The organism is Variovorax brevis (assembly GCF_030317105.1).
Taxonomy (GTDB): domain Bacteria; phylum Pseudomonadota; class Gammaproteobacteria; order Burkholderiales; family Burkholderiaceae_C; genus Variovorax; species Variovorax brevis.
Map to the genome: position 1 here is coordinate 286,438 of NZ_JASZYG010000006.1, position 17,940 is coordinate 304,377.

The window sequence follows — 17,940 nt, forward strand, 5'->3', positions numbered from 1 at the left end:
CAATCAGCGCCACCCAAAAAGCCCCGGATTTCCGGGGCTTTCCTGTTTTCACTCAGCGAAGACTTCTTGCAATGTCGTGAGCGTCGCCGCCAGGGATTTCGGCGAAACGGCTCCGAGCCGCTTTGCCAGGCGGACCTTGTCAACGGTCCGTACCTGGTCCAACAAGATCAAGCCCCTGGTCCCGCCGTGCGTCACCGCGACACGGAATGGCGCCGCGAACCCCTTGGAAGTCATGGGCGCAACGATCACGGTGCGCAGGTGATCATTCAGCTCAGCCGGCGAAACCACGACGCAAGGACGTGACTTCTTGATTTCGCTGCCGACGGTGGGGTCAGGATTGGCGAGCCAGATCCCAACGCGCTTCACCAGGTGAGCTCCGAATCACCAGCGTTGCCGAACTCACCCATCACCAGTTCGTCATCGCCGTTGGCCGCCAGCGCTTGCGCAGCCTCGGCCCAGCCTGCGCGAGCGGGCCGCACCGCCTTTCGCAAGACGATCGCACCGTCTTCCACGGTCATTTCTGCCGCGGCTTCGTCATCGAGCCCTGCTTGCGCGAGCACGAGTTTGGGAAGAACAACGCCTTTGCTGTTCCCGAATGGCTTGATGGTGACTCGCACGATATCTCCCGTTGCAACAATGCTATTCCTTCAGATACCCTGAGTCGATCACCGGGACTTGCAGCGGTTCCATGCAGCCCCTTGGTGCGGCAACGACTACATTCGCGTTGATTGAGTGTTCGCCGCGACCTTGTCCGCCTCCCAGCCGCCACCGAGTGCGCGCACCAGCCCAACCGTCGCCTGGTATTGCAGCGACTTCACGAGCAAAGCCTGACGCCGGTTGCGCAACTCACTGCGCCGCGCGTCCAGCAGATCGAGTTGGCTGATCACGCCATTGCGATAGCGTGAATCCGACAGCACCGTCGCGCGCACCGCCGACGCTACAGCCAAGTCCTGTACCTGCGACTGTTCGGCCAACAGGCGCAATGCCGCCAACTGGTCTTCCACTTCCTTGAACGCAACCAGCACTTGCGCGCGATAGCTCGCCATCGCGCCATCGAACTCGGCATTGGCCCCTTGCACGCCGGCTTCGCGGCGTCCGCCGTCGAGCAGCGGAAGCGAGAGCAAGGCACCGATGCCCCATGAGCGCGCGGACCATTGCAAGAGGTCGCTGAGGTCCGTCGATGCATAGCCGCCCGAACCCGTCAGCGAGATGGTGGGGAACCACGCGGTCTGCGCAACGCCGACCCGCGCCTGCGCGGCCAACACGGTCTTTTGCGCAGCGAGCACGTCGGGGCGGCGTTCGAGCATCGTCGACGGCATGCCAGCAGGAATGGCTGGCAAGGCGGTCTGCCAGTCTTGCGCTTGCAGGCTGAAGTCGGAGGCGACATCGCCCACCACGACGGCGAGCGCATGTTCAAGCAGCGCGCGTTGGCGATCAACTGCGAGCGCTTCGGACTCCGTCGACGCCAACTCGGTGCGGACGCGCACGACATCGAGCTCCCCGAGATCGCCGGCCCGCTGGCGTCGCTCGGTCAGGTCCAGCGTGTTGCGGTACGCGGCAACGGTGTCCCGCATGATCTGGCGCTCCGCGTCGAGTGCGCGCACGCCGAGATAGGTCTGCGCGACCTCGGCCTGCACGAGCAGTCGTGCGCTTTGCAGCAAGGCCTCGCGCGATTGCGCATCGAGCGAGGCGGCCTTGCTCGCGCCAGCCAAGCGGCCGAACAGGTCGACTTCATAGGACACGCCCAAGCCGGCCGTGAAGAGATTGGCCGGACGTGTGCTCTGCACCTTGTCCACGCCGGCACCGCGCGAGCCTGCAGCGCCGAGCCCGACCTGCACCGAGCGATCCGAATCGACCGTGCGCGCAATTGCGCGGGCCGCTGCGAGCCGCGCCGCCGCCTGCTGGATGTCGGTGTTGTTGACCACTGCGCGCTCGATCAGCCCGTCGAGCACCGGGTCGTTGAAGACGCTCCACCAGCGCGCGTCCGCCGGCACTGGCGCATTCGTTCGAACTGCGCTCGCCTGCTGCTCCTTGAACTGCGCTGGCGTTGCCAGGTTCAAGTCAGCGGAAGGCGGCGTGGCACAGCCGGCGAGCACCAGTGCGGCCACCAGCGGCAACCAGGCCCAGCGGCGCAGGCCGCCGGATGAAAGGACATTCTTGTTCATGGCTTCACTCCATTGCGCGTCGTCTTGCGAACACGCTCATTCATTGGGACCGCGCGGCGCGGCAGGCAGCGGGCGCAGCGAGCCGCCACCCGAAGCGGCAGGCAGCGTTGGCGTGGGGGCATGCGCGAAGTCCTCGCCGTGCGGCACTTCGCCATGCAGCTTCAGCGGCTTGTTGCCCGTGAGCGCGCGCAGTGCCACGTAGAACACTGGCGTCAGGAACAGGCCGAAGGCCGTCACGCCAATCATTCCGGCGAACACCGCCACGCCCATCGCGCTGCGCATCTCGGAGCCCGCGCCGGTCGCAAGCACGAGCGGCAGCACACCCATCACGAAGGCCAGCGAGGTCATCAGGATCGGCCGCAGACGCAACCGGCTGGCCTCGATCGCCGCCTGCATCGGTGTGCGCCCTGCAAACTCCAGCTCCCGCGCAAACTCCACGATCAGGATCGCGTTCTTCGCACTCAGCCCGACCAGTACGATCAGCCCGATCTGCGTGAAGACGTTGTTGTCCCCATCCGAGATCCACACGCCCGTCATCGCAGCGAGCAGGCCCATCGGCACGATCAGGATGATCGACAGCGGCAGCGTCAGGCTCTCGTACAGCGCGGCCAGCACCAGGAACACCAGCAGGATTGCGATCGGGAACACGAGGATCGCAGAGTTGCCCGCGAGGATCTCCTGGTACGTCAGGTCGGTCCACTCGAAGCTCACGCCCTTGGGCAGCGTCTCGGCGGCGATGCGCTCGATCGCGTCCTGCGCTTCGCCGGACGAATAGCCCGGTGCGGCCCCGCCGTTGATGTCGGCTGCGAGGTAGCCGTTGTAGCGCATCGCGCGTTCCGGCCCGAAGGTGGCATTGACCTTCATCAGCGCCGACAGCGGCACCATCTCGCCCGAGGTCGAGCGCACCTTCAACAAGCCGATGTCCTCAGCCCGCGCACGGTACGGCGCATCGGCCTGCACGCGCACGCTGTAGGTGCGGCCGAACTGGTTGAAGTCGTTCGCGTACAGGCTGCCGAGGTAGATCTGCATGGTGTCGAAGATGTCCGTCACCGGCACGCCGAGCTGGCGCGCCTTGGTGCGGTCGATGTCGGCATAGAGCTGCGGCACGTTGACCTGCCAGCTGCTGAACATGCCGGTGAGCTCCGGCGCCTGCCGCGCCTTGTTCATGAAGGCCTGCACGGCCGCGTCCATGCCGTCGTAGCCGACCGATCCGCGGTCTTCCAGTTGCAGCTTGAAGCCGCCCGTGGTGCCCACGCCCGCCACCGGCGGCGGCGGGAACATGACGATGAAAGCGTCCTGGATGCCCGCGAACTGCTGGTTCAACTGGCCCGCGACGGCGCCACCGCTCTGGTCCTTGCGCTTGCGCTCCTCGAAGGGCTTGAGCATCGCGAACACGATGCCGGAGTTGGAGCTGTTGGTGAAGCCGTTGATCGACAGGCCCGGGAAGGCCAGCGTGCCTTCCACGTTCGGGTTCTGCTCCATGATCTTGCCCATGCGGCGGATCACCTCATCGGTACGGTCGAGCGTGGCGCCATCGGGCAGTTGCGCGAAGCCGATCAAATATTGCTTGTCCTGCCCTGGCACGAAGCCGCTGGGCACCGCCTTGAAGAGGCCGAAGGTCACGCCGACGAGCGCCAGGTAGATCACCAGCATCAGCGTTTTGCGCGAGATGACGCGCTTAACGCCGCCGCTGTAGGCATTCGAGCCGCGGCTGAAGAGCTTGTTGAAGCCGCGGAAAAGCCAGCCGAAGGCGCGGTCCATGCCGCGCGTCAGGGCGTCCTTGGGCGCATCGTGGCTGCGCAACAGCAATGCAGCGAGTGCGGGCGACAGCGTCAGCGAATTGATCGCCGAGATCACCGTTGAGATCGCGATCGTCACCGCGAACTGCTTGTAGAACTGGCCCGTGAGCCCGGTGATGAAAGCCAGCGGCACGAACACCGCGACCAGCACCAGCGCAATGGCGACGATGGGACCGGACACCTCGCGCATCGCCCTGTAAGTCGCGTCGCGCGGACTCAGCCCCGCCTCGATGTTGCGCTCCACGTTCTCCACCACCACGATGGCATCGTCCACCACGATCCCGATGGCAAGCACCAGCCCGAACAGGCTCAGCGCATTGATCGAGAAGCCCAGCACATGCAGCACCGCAAAGGTTCCGATGACCGAGATCGGCACCGCCAGCAGCGGGATGATCGAAGCACGCCACGTCTGCAGGAACAGGATCACCACCAGTACAACAAGCGCAATCGCTTCGAGCAGCGTGTGGATCACCGACTCGATCGACGCGCGCACGAACTGCGTCGGGTCATAGGCGATGCGGTACTCCACGCCTTCGGGCATGTTCTTCTGCAACTCGGTCATCGCCTTGCGCACCTGAGAGGAGATCTCAAGCGCATTGGAGCCCGGCGACTGGAACACGCCGATGCCGACGGCCGAATCGTTGTTGAGCAGCGAGCGCAGCGAGTAATCGGCCGCGCCGAGTTCCAGCCGCGCGATGTCGCGCAGGCGGGTCACGGCGCCATCGCTGCCGGTCTTGACGATGATGTCGCCGAACTCTTCCTTGCTTTGCAGGCGACCTTGCGCGTTGATGGACAGTTGCACGTCCACGCCCGGCAAGCCCGGCGATGCACCGACAGCGCCGGCCGCAGCCTGCACGTTCTCGCCACGCACGGCAGCCACTACATCGCTCGCTGAAAGCCCACGCTGCGCCACCTTCTGCGGATCGAGCCAGACACGCATCGCGTACTCGCCGCCACCCCAGATCTGCACCTGCCCCACGCCCTGGATGCGCGCCAGTTGGTCCTTGACGTTGAGCACCGCGTAGTTGCGCAGGTAGTCGATGTCATAGCGGCCGTTGGGCGACACCAGATGCACCACCATCGTGATGTCCGGCGAACTCTTGACGGTGGTGATGCCCAGCCGCCGCACCTCTTCCGGCAGCCGTGGCTCGGCTTGCGACACGCGGTTCTGCACGAGTTGCTGGGCCTTGTCCGGATCGGTGCCGAGCTTGAAGGTGACGGTGAGCGTCATCACGCCATCGGTCGTCGCCTGGCTGCCCATGTAGAGCATGCCTTCGACGCCGTTGATCGACTCTTCCAGCGGCGTCGCCACGGTCTCCGCGATCACCTTCGGATTCGCGCCGGGGTACTGCGCGCGCACGACCACCGAGGGCGGCGCGACGTCGGGATATTCCGAGATCGGCAGCCCGCGCAGCGCGATCAGGCCGGCGATGAGCATCAACACCGACAGCACGCCGGCAAAGATCGGCCGGTCGATGAAGAACTTCGATAGATTCATGATGAGCTTTCTTCAGGCGCGCAAGGCGCTCATATCAGGTGTTCGACGCGACCTTGCTCGCCGCCGGCGTCGCGGCCGGCGACTGCGCGGTCGCATCCATGGGCACCACCTGCGGCGCCACCAGCGCACCCGGGCGCACGTGCTGCAAGCCATTGACCACGACGTTCTCGCCTGCCTTCAGGCCGCTGGCGACGATGCGCAGGCCATTGGCCGGCGCGCCGAGCGTGACCTCGCGGTACTCGGTCTTGTTGTCGCCGTTCACCACCATCACGAACTTCTTGCTCTGGTCGGTGCCGATGGCGCGCTCGCTCACCAGCATCACGTTGCTGCTCTTGGCCTGGCCCATGCGGATGCGCGCGAACTGGCCGGGGATCAACTCGCCGTCCTTGTTGTCGAAGGCGGCGCGCACGCGCACCGTTCCGCTGCGCGCGTCCACCTGGTTGTCGATGAGTTGCAGGCGACCTTCGAAAGGCGTGCCATTGCTCGCGGCCGTGCCCATCTGCACGGGAATCTTGCCGATCAACGCACGGGCGCTGGAACCGCCGGGCATGTCCTTGAGGGCGCGTCCGATCACGTTTTCATCCACGTCAAAGCTCGCGTAGATCGGGCTCACCGACACCAGCGTGGTCAGCACCGGTGCGCCGGGACCGGCGGCGACGAGGTTGCCGACCGTCACCTCGAACTTGCCGATGCGCCCGGAAACGGGAGCGCGAACCTGCGTGTAGCCCAGGCTCAGCCGTGCCGTTTGCAACGCAGCTTGCGCGGCGCGCAGGTTGGCTTCCGCTTCGCGCTTGGCATTGCCGCGCTCGTCGAGTTCACGTTGCGCGATGGCTTGCTCGTCCCAAAGGCGCGTGGCACGCACATGCTCGCTCGTGGCTTGCGACACGCGGGCCTGCGCGGCAGCAACCTGCGCTTCGGCGCGATCCACTTCCGCGGCGTAGGGCGCAGGGTCGATGGTGATGAGCAACTGGCCCTGCTTCACCAATGAGCCTTCTTCGAAATGCACGGCCTGCACGGCGCCTGCCACGCGGGAGCGCACATCGACGCGCTCGACCGCTTCGAGGCGGCCCGAGAACTCGTCCCATGCGGTGATGTCGGTGGTGGCCACCGTGGCAACGGAGACGGGCGTGGCTTGCGGCGCGGGCGGCGGGCTGCTGGCCTCGGCCTTCAGCGTGTTCAGTCCGAACACCGCAGACGCAATCGCCAGCACGGCCGTCAAACCCGTCAACGTGGGCCACAGGCCCTTGCGTGCTGCGGAGGAAATCTGTTGCTTGGTCATGATGATTCTTCCTTTTGGGTCAATTTCGGGATGCAAGGGGCCATCCGGCGCGGGTAGCGCCAGAAAGCGTTGTTTTCTTCTGGAAAGGCCGAGGTCTCCGTCGGCGGGGAAAGCGTTGGCTGGCAACAGTTGCCAGCTGGAACGTCAGCGCTTAACTCGTCGCGGGCGGCGGTGTGGCCGCGCTGAAAAACTCGCGGAAGTGCTGCTTTACCGTCACGGCGCAAGGACACTCACCGCTCGCGCCCTGCGACAGCGATTCGGCCCACTGCGATGCCGGCGGCAGCACGATGCTCGAGACCTCGTTGCCGGCCTGCCTCAAGCGGCCGGCATAGGTCATGGCCTCGTCGCGCATCGCATCGTCCTGCCCGACCAGAACCAGCGTGGGCGCCAGTTGGCTGAGCCGAAGCGATGCGCTGGGCACGGCATAGGGATGCAGCGCATCCTTGGGCCGCCCGAGGTATTTGGCCCAGCCCGTCGCCCATTTGCACTGCGTGCCGTCGTCGGTCGCCTTGCGCAGCGACGCGGTGCCGGTGCAGGGGTCAAGCATCGGCGACAGCAGGATCTGCCCTGCAATGGGCGGATGGCCCCGGTCGCGGGCGATCATCGCCACGGCTGCTGCGAGGTTGCCGCCCGCCTCTTCGCCCGCCAGGAAGACGCGGGCGCCCTTGCCGGCCAGTTTGACCCGGTTCTTGTAGAGCCACTCCAGCACATCGAAGCCCACTTCGATGGCGCCGGGGAAGGGGTTCTGCGGTGCCAGCGGATACGCCAGCGACACCACCAGCGCGCCGGCGTCCGCCAAGAGGGTGGCCACCATGCGACCGTCGTCGAGTTCGCCGCAGGCAAAGGTCCCGCCGTGGAAATGCAGGATCAGCGGTGCATTGGCAGCACCCGACCGCTCCCCGTAGATGCGCGCCTTCACCGCATCACGCTTGGGCAAATCAATCGTGATGTCGCATTCCGCGATGCCGCTGGACGCTGCTTCTTCTTCAGCGTTGGCGGCGGGCTGGGACGGACGGGGTGACATAGGGGCGTACCTGCGAAGGGTAATTGCAAACAGTGCGATGTGGAAATGGTGCGATGGTTGAATATTAGGACGCATCGCCGCCAAGGAAACAGGCCCGAACAGCCCACTCTGTTTCCAAGGAGCGAACAATCGCGGGTTTCTTGCGTGTGAGAATCCCGCTCCCCCGGGGTATACCCGGGCACGAGGAGTTGAGATCCATGGACCCCATCCACGCGATGCGTGCCTTTGTTCGCGTCGTCGAAGCCGGCAATTTCACCCGGGCCGCCGAGTCGCTCGACCTGCCCAAGGGCACGGTCACCAAGCAAATCCAGTCGCTGGAGGAGCGGGTGCAGGCGAAGCTGTTGAACCGGACCACGCGCCGAGTCACCGTGACGCCGGACGGCGCCGCGTACTACGAGCGCGCGGCGCGATTGCTCAATGACTTCGACGACCTGGAGTCGAGCATGACCAATGCGCAGGCCAGTCCCAAGGGGCGGCTGCGCGTGGACGTTGGCTCCTCGACGGCCAAGCTCATCATCATTCCGGCGCTCCAGTCCTTTTGCGACCAGTACCCGGACATCCAGCTCGATCTGGGCGTGACCGACCGGCCGGTGGATTTGATTGGCGAGAACGTCGATTGCGTGATTCGCGCCGGCGACCTGGCCGACCAATCACTGGTGGCGCGGCGCATCGGCAACCTGCCTTTCACGACGGTGGCGTCGCCGTCGTACATCAAGCGCTACGGCATGCCCGCGCATCCGCGCGAGCTGGACAAGCGGCACCACGTCGTTGGCTTCTTCGGCGCCCACTCGCGGCGCAACTACCCGCACGAGTTCAACAAGGATGGGGAGCATGTTGAGTTGTCCGTGAACTACCGGGTGTCGGTGAACGAGAGCAACGCGCACTTGGCTGCTGTGCTGGCGGGGTTCGGGATCTCGCAGTGCGTGACTTTCCAGGCGGCGCCGTATCTTGAAAGCGGCGAACTGGTGGAAGTGCTGCCGGATTGGTCGCGCGATCCGCTGCCGGTTTATGTTGTGTATCCGCCGAATCGGCATTTGAGTCCGAAGGTGCGGGCGTTTGTGGATTGGGCGGCGGAGTTGTATGCGGGGCATCCGAATTTGCAGAGGTCCTGAAAAACCGCACAGCCTTGGCGTCACTGCCAATAGTCGGCGGGCGGGCGGTCCAAGGGATCATTTGAATAGACTTCCAAGTACTTCGCGGTCGGCAGCACGCCCTCTGTTGATGCCCGGCAATCGACGAACCACACCCGCGCCACCAACCCCTTTCGCAGGCTGTTTATTTTGTCGTCGCCACCAAAAGCCGTGTAATAGACACCCGACTGAGGTGGCCTCACTCGCTTGATTTGGCCGCTCGATGTTTTGAGTGTGATGGTGGAAATCTTCGATGCCGTTATGGTGCCAACTAGATTTGGCGGGCTCGGGTTGGTCACTCCACCGTCAGGGGCGGGCAGCCGACATGCAGCGTTCGCGATCATCGCCATCGTGAAAATGACGATAAGCGCCAACAGCCTGAAAATTGATTCGAAGTGCATTCCCTTTACAGCCTCAAACTCCGCTCTCCATAAACACCTCAACAGCCTTCACCGTCCGCGCCGGATCTTCTTCCTGCGGAATATGGCCCAAGCCATCAAACACCTGGACCCGGCTCCCCGCAATGTCCCGCGCGAAATACTGCGCCTGCGCCGGAGGGATCAATCGATCCAAAGCGCCCCACAAGATGAGCGTCGGCTGCTTGATCTGCGCGATCTGGGCGGAGTAGTTCTCCCCCTTCAGCGTCCGGAAGCGTTCGACCAGCGCCTGGCGATTGCCCGCGCGCAAGGTGAGTTCGTAATAGCGATCGACCAGTTCGGGCGTGACCTTGTCCGGATCGCCATACACATTGCGCACACTCGATTCGATCATTCCGCGCGGCAACAGGTTGCGCATCACCGGTGCCAGCATCGGAATGCCCGCCAATCGAAAGCCCAGCGGCACCGATTGCGATTCATAGGGATAGCCTCCTGCATCCACCAGCACCAGCTTGCTCACACGCGCAGGAAAGTCCACGGCCGTCTTCCACGCGACCGCACCGCCGAGCGAATTGCCGGCCAGCACGGCTTGCTTGATCGCCAATTGGTCGAGCACATCGACCACGAAGCGGGCGTAGCGCGGCAGCGAATAGTCGGCATCGGGCGCGGGGCCGGTCAGGCCGAAGGCAGGCAAGTCCATGCGCACCACGCGATGCCTGGCCTTGAGCACATCGACCCAGCCATCCCAGGTGTGCAGGCTCGCGGACGTACCGTGGATCAGGACGATGGGTTGCGGATCATCGCGCGGGCCTTCGTCGCGCAAGTGCACATCCATGCCCTCGATGGCCACGAATTGCGAAGGCGGCGGCGCCCAGCGCGCCTTGAGCGTATCGACCGGACGATCCGGTGCCCAGACTTGTGCGGTGCCGACGCCCGGCAGGGCGAGCAAAAGGCAGGCGGCGAACGCAAGCGACTTGAAGAGACCCATCGATTTTTTCCAGCATTTCAAACCCCGCCAGTATTGCGCGAGGCCTGCCCTGCCCGATGGCATCGTGTTTCGACCGACACGAATTGCACACCCTTCGCCATGGCGCCGACATGAAAAAGCCCCGCGTTGCGGGGCTCGGTGCGGGGCGAAATATCGCTCAGTGCGCCAGGATCTTGTTCAAGAAGTCCTTCGTCCGCGCCTGCCGATTTTCCGGATGCGCAAAGAACTCCTCCTTCGAGCAGTCTTCCAGAATCCGCCCACCCACGTCGATGAAGATCACGCGGCTGGCCACCTTGCGCGCAAAGCCCATTTCATGCGTGACGACCATCATCGTCATGCCTTCCTTGGCCAGCGCCACCATCACGTCCAGCACTTCGCCGACCATCTCGGGGTCGAGCGCCGAGGTGGGCTCATCGAATAACATCACGATCGGGTCCATGCTCAGCGCACGCGCAATCGCCACGCGCTGCTGCTGGCCGCCCGACAGCTGGCCGGGGAACTTGTCCTTGTGCGCCATCAGGCCCACGCGGTCCAGCATCTTCAGGCCACGCGTCTTGGCTTCGTCCGGGCTGCGGCCCAGCACCTTGATCTGCGCGATCGTGAGGTTTTCCGTCACCGACAGGTGCGGGAACAGCTCGAAGTGCTGGAACACCATGCCGACCTTGGAGCGCAGCAGCGGCAGGTTGGTCTTGGGGTCGTGCAGCGCAATGCCGTTGACGGTGATCTCGCCCTTCTGGAAAGGCTCCAGCGCGTTCACCGTCTTGATGAGCGTGGACTTGCCCGAGCCCGACGGCCCGCACACCACCACCACGTCGCCCTTGGCGATGCTCACCGAACAGTCGTTGAGCACCTGGACCGAGCCATACCACTTGGAAACGTTCTTGATTTCAATCATTTTTCAACTCCAGTGCGAGTACCAGATTTATTCGATTCGAAGTCGTTCATCGAATGATGGCGATCTTCTTGTGCAACATCTTGACCAGGTAGGACAGCGTGTAGCAAAGGATGAAGTAGACGACCGCGGCCAGCAAATAAGACTCCACCGGACGGCCGAAATTCTTGCCCGCCGTCTCGAAGCCCTTGAGCAGGTCATAGGCGCCAATCGCATACACCAGCGAAGTGTCCTGGAACAGGATGATGGTCTGCGTCAGCAGCACCGGCAGCATGTTGCGAAACGCCTGCGGCAGGATCACCAGCTTCATCTGCTGGCCGTAGGTCATGCCCATCGCCTGCCCCGCGTAGACCTGCCCGCGCGGAATCGACTGGATGCCCGCCCGCATGATCTCGCTGAAGTAGGCCGCCTCGAATGCCACGAAGGTGATGATGGCCGACACCTCCGCGCCAATCGGCCGGCCGATGATGAAGGGCACCAGCAGGAAGAAGCCCAAAATCACCATCACCAGCGGAATGCTGCGCATGCCGTTGACGTAGATGGCGGCCGGCATGTCCAACCACTTCTTGCCCGACAGGCGCATCAGCGCCAGGATCGTGCCGAAGAGCACGCCGCCCAGCGTTGCGACCACCGTCAGGAACACGCTGAAGTAAAAGCCCTTCAGGATGAAGGCGCTGACGACGTCCCAGTTGTAGAACGTGAAGTCGAGATTGAGGTTCATGTCAGTGGCCTCCCATTCCGCCAGCAGCCACGAAGCCCGGCACGCGCACCTTCTTCTCGATGTAGGCCATGATCCGGTTGATCACCATGGCCGAGAAGATGTAGAGCAGCACCACGCCGATGTAGATTTCCATGTTGCGCGCCGTCTCCTCGCCAGCCTGCAGGTAGAACTGCGTGAGTTCGGCAATCGACACCGCAAACGCCACCGACGAATTCTTGAAGATGTTCATCGATTCGCTGGTGAGCGGCGGCAGGATGATGCGGTAGGCCATCGGCAGGATGACGTAGCGGTAGTACTGCAGCGTCGTGAAGCCCACCGCCATGCCCGCGTAGCGCTGGCCCTTGGGCAGCGCCTGGATGCCCGAGCGAAGTTGCTCGGCAATACGCGCCGAAGTGAAGAGCCCGAGCGCAATGACCACCAGCACGAAGGGCGGAAAGTCGCGCATCACCGGGAAGATGGCGGGCACCACGTGGTACCAGAGAAAAATCTGCACCAGCAGCGGCACGTTCCGGAAAATTTCCACCCACACGTTGCCCAGGCGCACGAGCCAGGGGCTGTCGGGCAGCGTTCGGATGATGCCGATGAGCGAACCCACGATCAGGGCGATCGCCAGTGCGCACAGCGACACCGACACCGTCCAGCCCCAGGCCGACATCATCCAGTTGAGATAGGTGTAGGTGCCGCCGGAGCCAAAGCAGCCCGGCACCAGGTCACCGTCGATCGTGTCTTTGCAGAAAACCTGCCAATCCCATGCCATGGGCGACTCCTCGCGATTTGTTGTGTTGTTGTCGATAAAACAAACGCCCGCCACAAGGGGCGGGCGTTTGTCGTTCATCCATGCGGATTATTTCTTGACGTAGTCTTCCATCGGCTTGTTGTTCGGAGAGGCCCAAGCCGCCTTGGTGGCATCCGACAACGGCAGGTTGAGCGCTTGGTTGGTCGGCGGGATCGGCTGCATGAACCACTTGTCATACAGCTTGGCCAGCGAGCCGTCCTTGATCTGGCGTGCGATGGAGTCGTCCACGGCCTTCTTGAAGGCAGCGTCGTCCTTGCGCAGCATGCAGGCGATGGGTTCGACCGACAGTTCCGGGCCGACGAGCTTGAAGCCCTTGGGATCCTTGGCCTTGGAAATGTTGGCCGCCAGGATGGAGCCATCCATCACGAAAGCGTCGGCGCGGCCCGACTCGAGCAGCAGGAAGCTGTCGGCGTGGTCCTTGCCCATGACTTCCTTGAAGTCGATGCCCTGGGCGCGCTCGTTCTTGCGCAGCGTCTGGACCGAGGTGGTGCCGGTGGTGGTCGCCACGGTCTTACCGTTCAGGTCCTTCAGGTCCTTGATGCCCGAGTCGGCCTTGACGGCGATGCGCACCACTTCCACATAGGTGGTGTAGGCGAAGTCGACGTCCTTCTGGCGCGTGGCGTTGTTGGTGGTCGAGCCGCACTCGAGGTCCACGGTGCCGTTTTGCACCAGCGGAATGCGGTTTTGCGAAGTCACCGGGGTGTAGGTGATGGCGAGCTTCTTGCCGGCGGTCTTCGACAGGTCGTCGATGATGCGTTCAGCCATCTCGGTGTGGAAACCGGCGTACTTGCCGTTGCCCAGCGTGAAAGAGAGCGCGGAGGAGTCACGCACCCCGAGGCTGATGGCTCCACTGGCCTTGATCTTGGCCAGCGTGTCGGTGGCTTGCGCGAACGCGCCGCCAGCGGCGAGCGCTGCGATGGCCAGTGCAAAAACTTGCTTCTTCATGCGAAAACTCCTGAATTAACTAACAGAAACCAATCCCAAATTCTAATCACCCGCTTTATTGGGGCGTCTTAGGGCCAATACGGTGCATTTAGCCTCATTCGGCAAACCCTCTTCAAGAGGGCGCGCCCGAACAGGGCACTTTGCCCGCACCGCCTTGTATCAACTCTTAAGCAGCCTTTGTGCCTGAGGGCACGGCCGCAGGGTGCACAGGTGCGGACAATCGCACGGGTTGCGTCAGTTTCTCGGGAACGAGCAAAGCTTCCATTTCGGCGCGGGTCATGATGCCCAGCGCCTCGGCCACCTCGTCGATCGGACCGCCGGTGGCCAGCGCGGTCTTGGCGATGAGCGCGGCCTTCTCGTAGCCGATGAGCGGATTGAGCGCAGTGACCAGCGTGACCGACTCGCGCACCCGCTTCGCCAGGAATTCGCGATTGGCCTCGATGCCTTCGATGCAGTTCTTCTGCAGCGTGACGCAGGCGCGGCTCAGGTGCTGGATGCTCTTGAACACGCTCCACCCCATGATCGGCTCGAAGGCATTGAGTTGCAGTTGCCCCGCCTCGGATGCCATCGTCACGGTGACGTCGTTGCCGATGACTTCGAAGGCCACCTGGTTCATCACTTCCGGAATCACCGGGTTGACCTTGCCCGGCATGATCGACGAGCCGGCCTGCCGCGCCGGCAAGCGGATTTCGCCAAAGCCCGCCTGCGGCCCGCTGGACAGCAGGCGCAGGTCGTTGCAGGTCTTGCTGAGCTTGGTCGCCACGCGCTTGAGCACGCCCGACAGTTGCACGAAAGCCCCCGTGTCCTGCGTCGCCTCGATCAAATTGGCGGCCTGCTTGAGCGGCACGCCGGTTTGCTCAGCCAGGTATTGGCACGCGAGGTTGGCGTAGCCGTGCGGCGCGTTGATGCCGGTGCCGATGGCCGTTGCGCCCAGGTTGATTTCCTCGATGAGCGAGCGCGCCTCACGCAGCCGCGCTTCGTCTTCCTCGATCATCACGGCGTAGGTCAGGAACTCCTGGCCGAGTGTCATGGGCACGGCGTCCTGCAACTGGGTGCGTCCGATCTTCAGGATGTCGCGAAACTCCAGCGCCTTCACCTCGAAGCTGCCACGCAGATTGGCCATCGACTCGAGCAGCCGGCCGATGGCGAACCACAGCGCCAGCCGCACGGCCGTCGGATAGACGTCATTCGTGCTCTGCGATGCATTGACGTGGTCGTTGGGGTGCAGGATGTCGTAGCTCGCCTTGGGATGCCCCATCTTCTCGAGCGCGAGGTTGCAGATGACCTCGTTGGCGTTCATGTTGGTCGACGTGCCCGCCCCACCCTGGATGACGTCGACGACGAATTCGTCGAGCAGCTTGCCTTCGATCAGGTCGTCGCACGCCGCCATGATCGCGTCCGCGCGTTCGCGGCTGATGGCACCGAGATCGGCGTTCGCCCGTGTCGCCGCCTTCTTGACGAAAGCCAGCGCGCGAACAAGATCGGGCATGGCGGAGATGCGCGTGCCGGAAATCGGAAAGTTCTCGACGGCACGGGCGGTGTGAACACCCCAATACGCGACCGCCGGGATCTTGCGTTCCCCGAGAAAGTCGTGCTCGATCCTGAAGTGGGATTCCATGGCGCTCTCCAGCTAAAAAAATGCACGCCACGTGGCGTGCATGAAGAGATTGCGTGACAGCGAAACTGCCGCAACTGTATGCCTCAAGTGCCCGGCAATCCAATGCTGTTTGTAAGCGTCGTTATGCACATGACTCATAGTTTGTGCAGCGCACAAAAATCAGGCCGTGGGTTGCGTCGAGACCAGATAGGACCACAGCGCATCGACCGAGTTTTTCGACGCAGCGCCTGCGTCCGCAGTCGCCCTGCCCGCAGACCGGGCACCCTTGCCGCCGCTGGCCTCGGCGGGCCGCTCCCGGTAGGCGCGGATTTCCATCGTGGCTTCCAGTGCATGCGCCGATCCCGGCGGCAAGGCGCTCACCAGCTTGCGGGCACGGCCTTCCTTGCGCACCGCGCTTTGCGGCAGAAAGGCGATGCCGTGGCCTTCCAGCGCCATCGCTTTCAGGCCTTCTGCCATGTCGGTTTCGTACACGCGGTCCAGGTGCATGGGCACCGGCGAGTCCTTGAGGATCTGATCGACGATGCGGCTCAGGTAGGCGCCGGGCGCATAGCCCAGATACGGCAGCGGTTGGCCGGGGCGGCCCGGAAGCTGGTAGCGCGCGGAGCCGTCCGGCTCGGCGCGCACCCACGGCGCCACCACTTCCTGCCCGAGCGTGACCATTTCATAGCGTGTTGAGTCCAGCTCCAGCGGCAAGGAAGGATGGTGATATGCAATGAGCAGGTCGCAACCTCCTTCGACCAGTCGCGTCACGGCGTCGTGCACGTTGAGCGCGATCAGCCGGCTTTTCATCGGGCCGAAGTGCTCGCGCAGGCTCGTGGCCCACAAGGGAAAAAAGGTGAAGGCCAACGTGTGGGGCACCGCAAACTCGATCACGTCCTGCCCGGCCGTCGTGTGGCCGCGCAGCATGGCGCGCGCGCTTTGCAGGCCTTGCAGCATTTCGATGGCCTGCCCGTAAAGGGTCTGGCCCGCGGGCGTGAGCCGCGTGGGGTACGAACTGCGGTCGACGAGGTCGGTGCCAGCCCAGGCTTCCAGCGCCTGGATGCGACGGGAAAATGCGGGCTGCGTCACATGGCGAAGCGCGGCCGAACGGCTGAAACTGCGCGTCTCCGCAAGGCTGACGAAATCTTCGAGCCACTTGGTTTCCATGCGCCGGATTATGTCCACGCGATCCGGGGTTCAATCTTGCTGCATTGCCGCAAAGGCAGGCTGCGACATACTGGCCGCCCCTCAAGACCCAAGTCGTACTGCGATGTCGAACGCCGATCTCCTCGAACTCCACGCCACCGAGCTTGCCCGCCGCATCGCCGCGCGCCAGGTGTCGTGTCTTGAACTGATGCAGGCCACGCTGGCGCGCATCGATGCGCTCAACCCGCGCTTCAACGCCATCGTTTCCATGCGCGATGCGGATGCCTGCCTTTCTGACGCACGCGAGCGCGACGCGCAGTTGGCCCGCGGCGAACGCATGGGCTGGATGCACGGCTTTCCGCTGGCCGTGAAAGACCTGAGCCACGCCGCGGGCCTGCCTACTTCCATGGGTTCGCCCCTGGCGCCCAAGACCCCCGCACGCACCGACAGCCTGCACGTCGCCCGCGCCCGCGCCGCCGGCGCCATCGTGATCGGCAAGACCACCACGCCTGAATTCGGGCTGGGCTCCCACACCTACAACAACGTGTTCGGCATCACGCGCAACGCTTGGGACCCGGGCAAGAGCGCGGGCGGCAGCAGTGGCGGTGCGGCCGTCGCGCTGGCGCTCGTCATGCTGCCGGTGGCGGACGGCAGCGACATGATGGGGTCGCTGCGCAACCCGGCCGCGTTCAACAACGTCATCGGCATGCGCCCCTCGCGCGGCCGGGTGCCGGGCGCGCCGGAAGACGATCTGTTCTTCCAGCAACTGGGCACCGAAGGCCCGATGGCGCGCACCGTCGAGGACGCCGGGCGGCTGCTGTGCGTGCAGGCCGGCTTTGACCCGCGCGTGCCACTCTCGATGACGGACGCCCTGCCCTCGCCTGACGACTTGCAACTGGACGGCGACGCGAAAGGCCTTCGCATCGGCTGGCTGGGCAGCATCTGGCCCGACTTGCCGCTGGAGCCCGGCGTGCGGGAACTGTGCGAATCGGCGCTGGAGACCTTTCGCACCATCGGTTGCGAGGTCGAAGCCTGCGTGCTCGACGTGCCGCGCGAGCAGAACTGGACGGCGTGGCTGCGCCTGCGGCAACTGCTCGTGAGCGGCAAGCTCGGCGCCCTGAATGCGGATCCCGCGCTGCGCGGGCGCATCAAGCCCGAGGCGCTCTGGGAAATCGAGCAGGGCGGGCATCTGGACGCAGGCAAGCTGTACGAGGCGTCGATCTTCCGCTCCAACGTTTTTCGCGCCTTCGCGCGCCTGTTCGAGCGCTTCGATTTCGTCGTCGCGCCCACGGCGCAGGTGTTTCCCTTCGATGCCGAACTGCACTGGCCGGCGCAGGTGGCCGGCGTGCCAAGTGACACCTATCACCGCTGGATGGAGATCGTCTCGCCCTTCACGCTGGCCGGCTTGCCGACGCTCAATGTGCGCGCCGGTTTTGGCGCGACGGGACTGCCCATGGGCCTGCAATTGGCCGGGCCGGTGAACGCCGACCTTGCCGTGCTGCGCGTGGGCCATGCGTACGACCAAGCCTGCCCATGGAGCGCACTGCGGCCGCCGGCACTGGAGCAGGTTCGGTCATGACCAG

General features: G+C 64.2%; 16 protein-coding genes. 2 read left to right on the forward strand and 14 right to left on the reverse strand.

All coding sequences use genetic code 11. The annotated features are described in order from the left end of the window. Nucleotides 1–48 precede the first annotated feature (48 nt). The 6 genes from QTI66_RS20875 to QTI66_RS20900 form a co-directional block, all read right to left on the reverse strand. On the reverse strand, nt 49–369 hold the full coding sequence (locus QTI66_RS20875) for a type II toxin-antitoxin system PemK/MazF family toxin (RefSeq protein WP_286561988.1): 321 nt from the start codon (nt 367–369) through the stop codon (nt 49–51). Continuing rightward, complete coding sequence (locus QTI66_RS20880; RefSeq protein WP_286561771.1) at nt 363–617, reverse strand: AbrB/MazE/SpoVT family DNA-binding domain-containing protein; 255 nt, start codon at nt 615–617, stop codon at nt 363–365. Before QTI66_RS20880 ends, QTI66_RS20875 begins: the two co-directional genes overlap by 7 nt. Before the next feature lie 96 nt (nt 618–713). Continuing rightward, nucleotides 714–2,165 carry an efflux transporter outer membrane subunit gene (locus QTI66_RS20885; RefSeq protein WP_286561772.1) on the reverse strand — a complete coding sequence of 484 codons (1,452 nt, stop codon included), beginning with the start codon at nt 2,163–2,165 and terminating at the stop codon, nt 714–716. Between the two features lie 36 nt (nt 2,166–2,201). Beyond that, nucleotides 2,202–5,462, reverse strand: coding sequence for an efflux RND transporter permease subunit (locus QTI66_RS20890; protein WP_286561773.1), 3,261 nt, complete (start codon nt 5,460–5,462; stop codon nt 2,202–2,204). Nucleotides 5,463–5,496: 34 nt separating this feature from the next. Further along, on the reverse strand, nt 5,497–6,741 hold the full coding sequence (locus QTI66_RS20895) for an efflux RND transporter periplasmic adaptor subunit (RefSeq protein ID WP_444815027.1): 1,245 nt from the start codon (nt 6,739–6,741) through the stop codon (nt 5,497–5,499). 151 nt (nt 6,742–6,892) lie between these two features. Beyond that, complete coding sequence (locus tag QTI66_RS20900; RefSeq protein ID WP_286561774.1) at nt 6,893–7,765, reverse strand: alpha/beta hydrolase; 873 nt, start codon at nt 7,763–7,765, stop codon at nt 6,893–6,895. A gap of 197 nt (nt 7,766–7,962) precedes the next feature. Between QTI66_RS20900 and QTI66_RS20905 the strand changes: the two genes are divergently transcribed. Further along, a complete protein-coding gene (locus QTI66_RS20905; protein WP_286561775.1) occupies nt 7,963–8,877 on the forward strand; it encodes a LysR family transcriptional regulator in 915 nt (304 codons plus the stop codon). 20 nt (nt 8,878–8,897) lie between these two features. Here the strand turns inward: QTI66_RS20905 and QTI66_RS20910 are convergent, their stop codons facing one another. From QTI66_RS20910 to QTI66_RS20945, 8 genes are all read right to left on the reverse strand, one after another. After that, nucleotides 8,898–9,296 carry a hypothetical protein gene (locus QTI66_RS20910; protein WP_286561776.1) on the reverse strand — a complete coding sequence of 133 codons (399 nt, stop codon included), beginning with the start codon at nt 9,294–9,296 and terminating at the stop codon, nt 8,898–8,900. A gap of 13 nt (nt 9,297–9,309) precedes the next feature. After that, the gene (locus QTI66_RS20915; protein ID WP_286561777.1) at nt 9,310–10,260 is read right to left on the reverse strand and encodes an alpha/beta fold hydrolase; all 951 of its coding nucleotides are present in this window, start codon (nt 10,258–10,260) and stop codon (nt 9,310–9,312) included. 157 nt (nt 10,261–10,417) lie between these two features. Further along, complete coding sequence (locus QTI66_RS20920; protein ID WP_286561778.1) at nt 10,418–11,155, reverse strand: amino acid ABC transporter ATP-binding protein; 738 nt, start codon at nt 11,153–11,155, stop codon at nt 10,418–10,420. Between the two features lie 46 nt (nt 11,156–11,201). Continuing rightward, nucleotides 11,202–11,873, reverse strand: a complete 672-nt coding sequence (locus QTI66_RS20925; RefSeq protein WP_286561779.1) for an amino acid ABC transporter permease — start codon at nt 11,871–11,873, stop codon at nt 11,202–11,204. Between the two features lies 1 nt (nt 11,874). Next, a complete protein-coding gene (locus QTI66_RS20930; RefSeq protein ID WP_286561780.1) occupies nt 11,875–12,630 on the reverse strand; it encodes an amino acid ABC transporter permease in 756 nt (251 codons plus the stop codon). A gap of 87 nt (nt 12,631–12,717) precedes the next feature. Continuing rightward, a complete protein-coding gene (locus tag QTI66_RS20935; RefSeq protein WP_286561781.1) occupies nt 12,718–13,614 on the reverse strand; it encodes a transporter substrate-binding domain-containing protein in 897 nt (298 codons plus the stop codon). Nucleotides 13,615–13,780: 166 nt separating this feature from the next. Beyond that, nucleotides 13,781–15,232: an aspartate ammonia-lyase gene (locus QTI66_RS20940; protein WP_286561782.1), complete on the reverse strand. Its 1,452-nt coding sequence runs from the start codon at nt 15,230–15,232 to the stop codon at nt 13,781–13,783. Nucleotides 15,233–15,391: 159 nt separating this feature from the next. Then, nucleotides 15,392–16,378: a LysR family transcriptional regulator gene (locus QTI66_RS20945; protein WP_286561783.1), complete on the reverse strand. Its 987-nt coding sequence runs from the start codon at nt 16,376–16,378 to the stop codon at nt 15,392–15,394. Between the two features lie 103 nt (nt 16,379–16,481). Here QTI66_RS20945 and QTI66_RS20950 point away from each other — a divergent pair, with 103 nt between their 5' ends. Continuing rightward, a complete protein-coding gene (locus tag QTI66_RS20950) occupies nt 16,482–17,936 on the forward strand; it encodes an amidase (protein ID WP_286561784.1) in 1,455 nt (484 codons plus the stop codon). The last annotated feature ends 4 nt before the right edge of the window (nt 17,937–17,940 follow it).

Bases quoted from the DNA above. Each gene is read 5' to 3' on its own strand.
- QTI66_RS20885 (WP_286561772.1), bottom strand. From the start codon at position 2,165: ATGAACAAGAATGTCCTTTCATCCGGCGGCCTGCGCCGCTGGGCCTGG.
- QTI66_RS20890 (WP_286561773.1), bottom strand. From the start codon at position 5,462: ATGAATCTATCGAAGTTCTTCATCGACCGGCCGATCTTTGCCGGCGTG.
- QTI66_RS20895 (WP_444815027.1), bottom strand. From the start codon at position 6,741: ATGACCAAGCAACAGATTTCCTCCGCAGCACGCAAGGGCCTGTGGCCC.
- QTI66_RS20900 (WP_286561774.1), bottom strand. From the start codon at position 7,765: ATGTCACCCCGTCCGTCCCAGCCCGCCGCCAACGCTGAAGAAGAAGCA.
- QTI66_RS20905 (WP_286561775.1), top strand. From the start codon at position 7,963: ATGGACCCCATCCACGCGATGCGTGCCTTTGTTCGCGTCGTCGAAGCC.
- QTI66_RS20910 (WP_286561776.1), bottom strand. From the start codon at position 9,296: ATGCACTTCGAATCAATTTTCAGGCTGTTGGCGCTTATCGTCATTTTC.
- QTI66_RS20915 (WP_286561777.1), bottom strand. From the start codon at position 10,260: ATGGGTCTCTTCAAGTCGCTTGCGTTCGCCGCCTGCCTTTTGCTCGCC.
- QTI66_RS20920 (WP_286561778.1), bottom strand. From the start codon at position 11,155: ATGATTGAAATCAAGAACGTTTCCAAGTGGTATGGCTCGGTCCAGGTG.
- QTI66_RS20925 (WP_286561779.1), bottom strand. From the start codon at position 11,873: ATGAACCTCAATCTCGACTTCACGTTCTACAACTGGGACGTCGTCAGC.
- QTI66_RS20930 (WP_286561780.1), bottom strand. From the start codon at position 12,630: ATGGCATGGGATTGGCAGGTTTTCTGCAAAGACACGATCGACGGTGAC.
- QTI66_RS20935 (WP_286561781.1), bottom strand. From the start codon at position 13,614: ATGAAGAAGCAAGTTTTTGCACTGGCCATCGCAGCGCTCGCCGCTGGC.
- QTI66_RS20940 (WP_286561782.1), bottom strand. From the start codon at position 15,232: ATGGAATCCCACTTCAGGATCGAGCACGACTTTCTCGGGGAACGCAAG.
- QTI66_RS20945 (WP_286561783.1), bottom strand. From the start codon at position 16,378: ATGGAAACCAAGTGGCTCGAAGATTTCGTCAGCCTTGCGGAGACGCGC.
- QTI66_RS20950 (WP_286561784.1), top strand. From the start codon at position 16,482: ATGTCGAACGCCGATCTCCTCGAACTCCACGCCACCGAGCTTGCCCGC.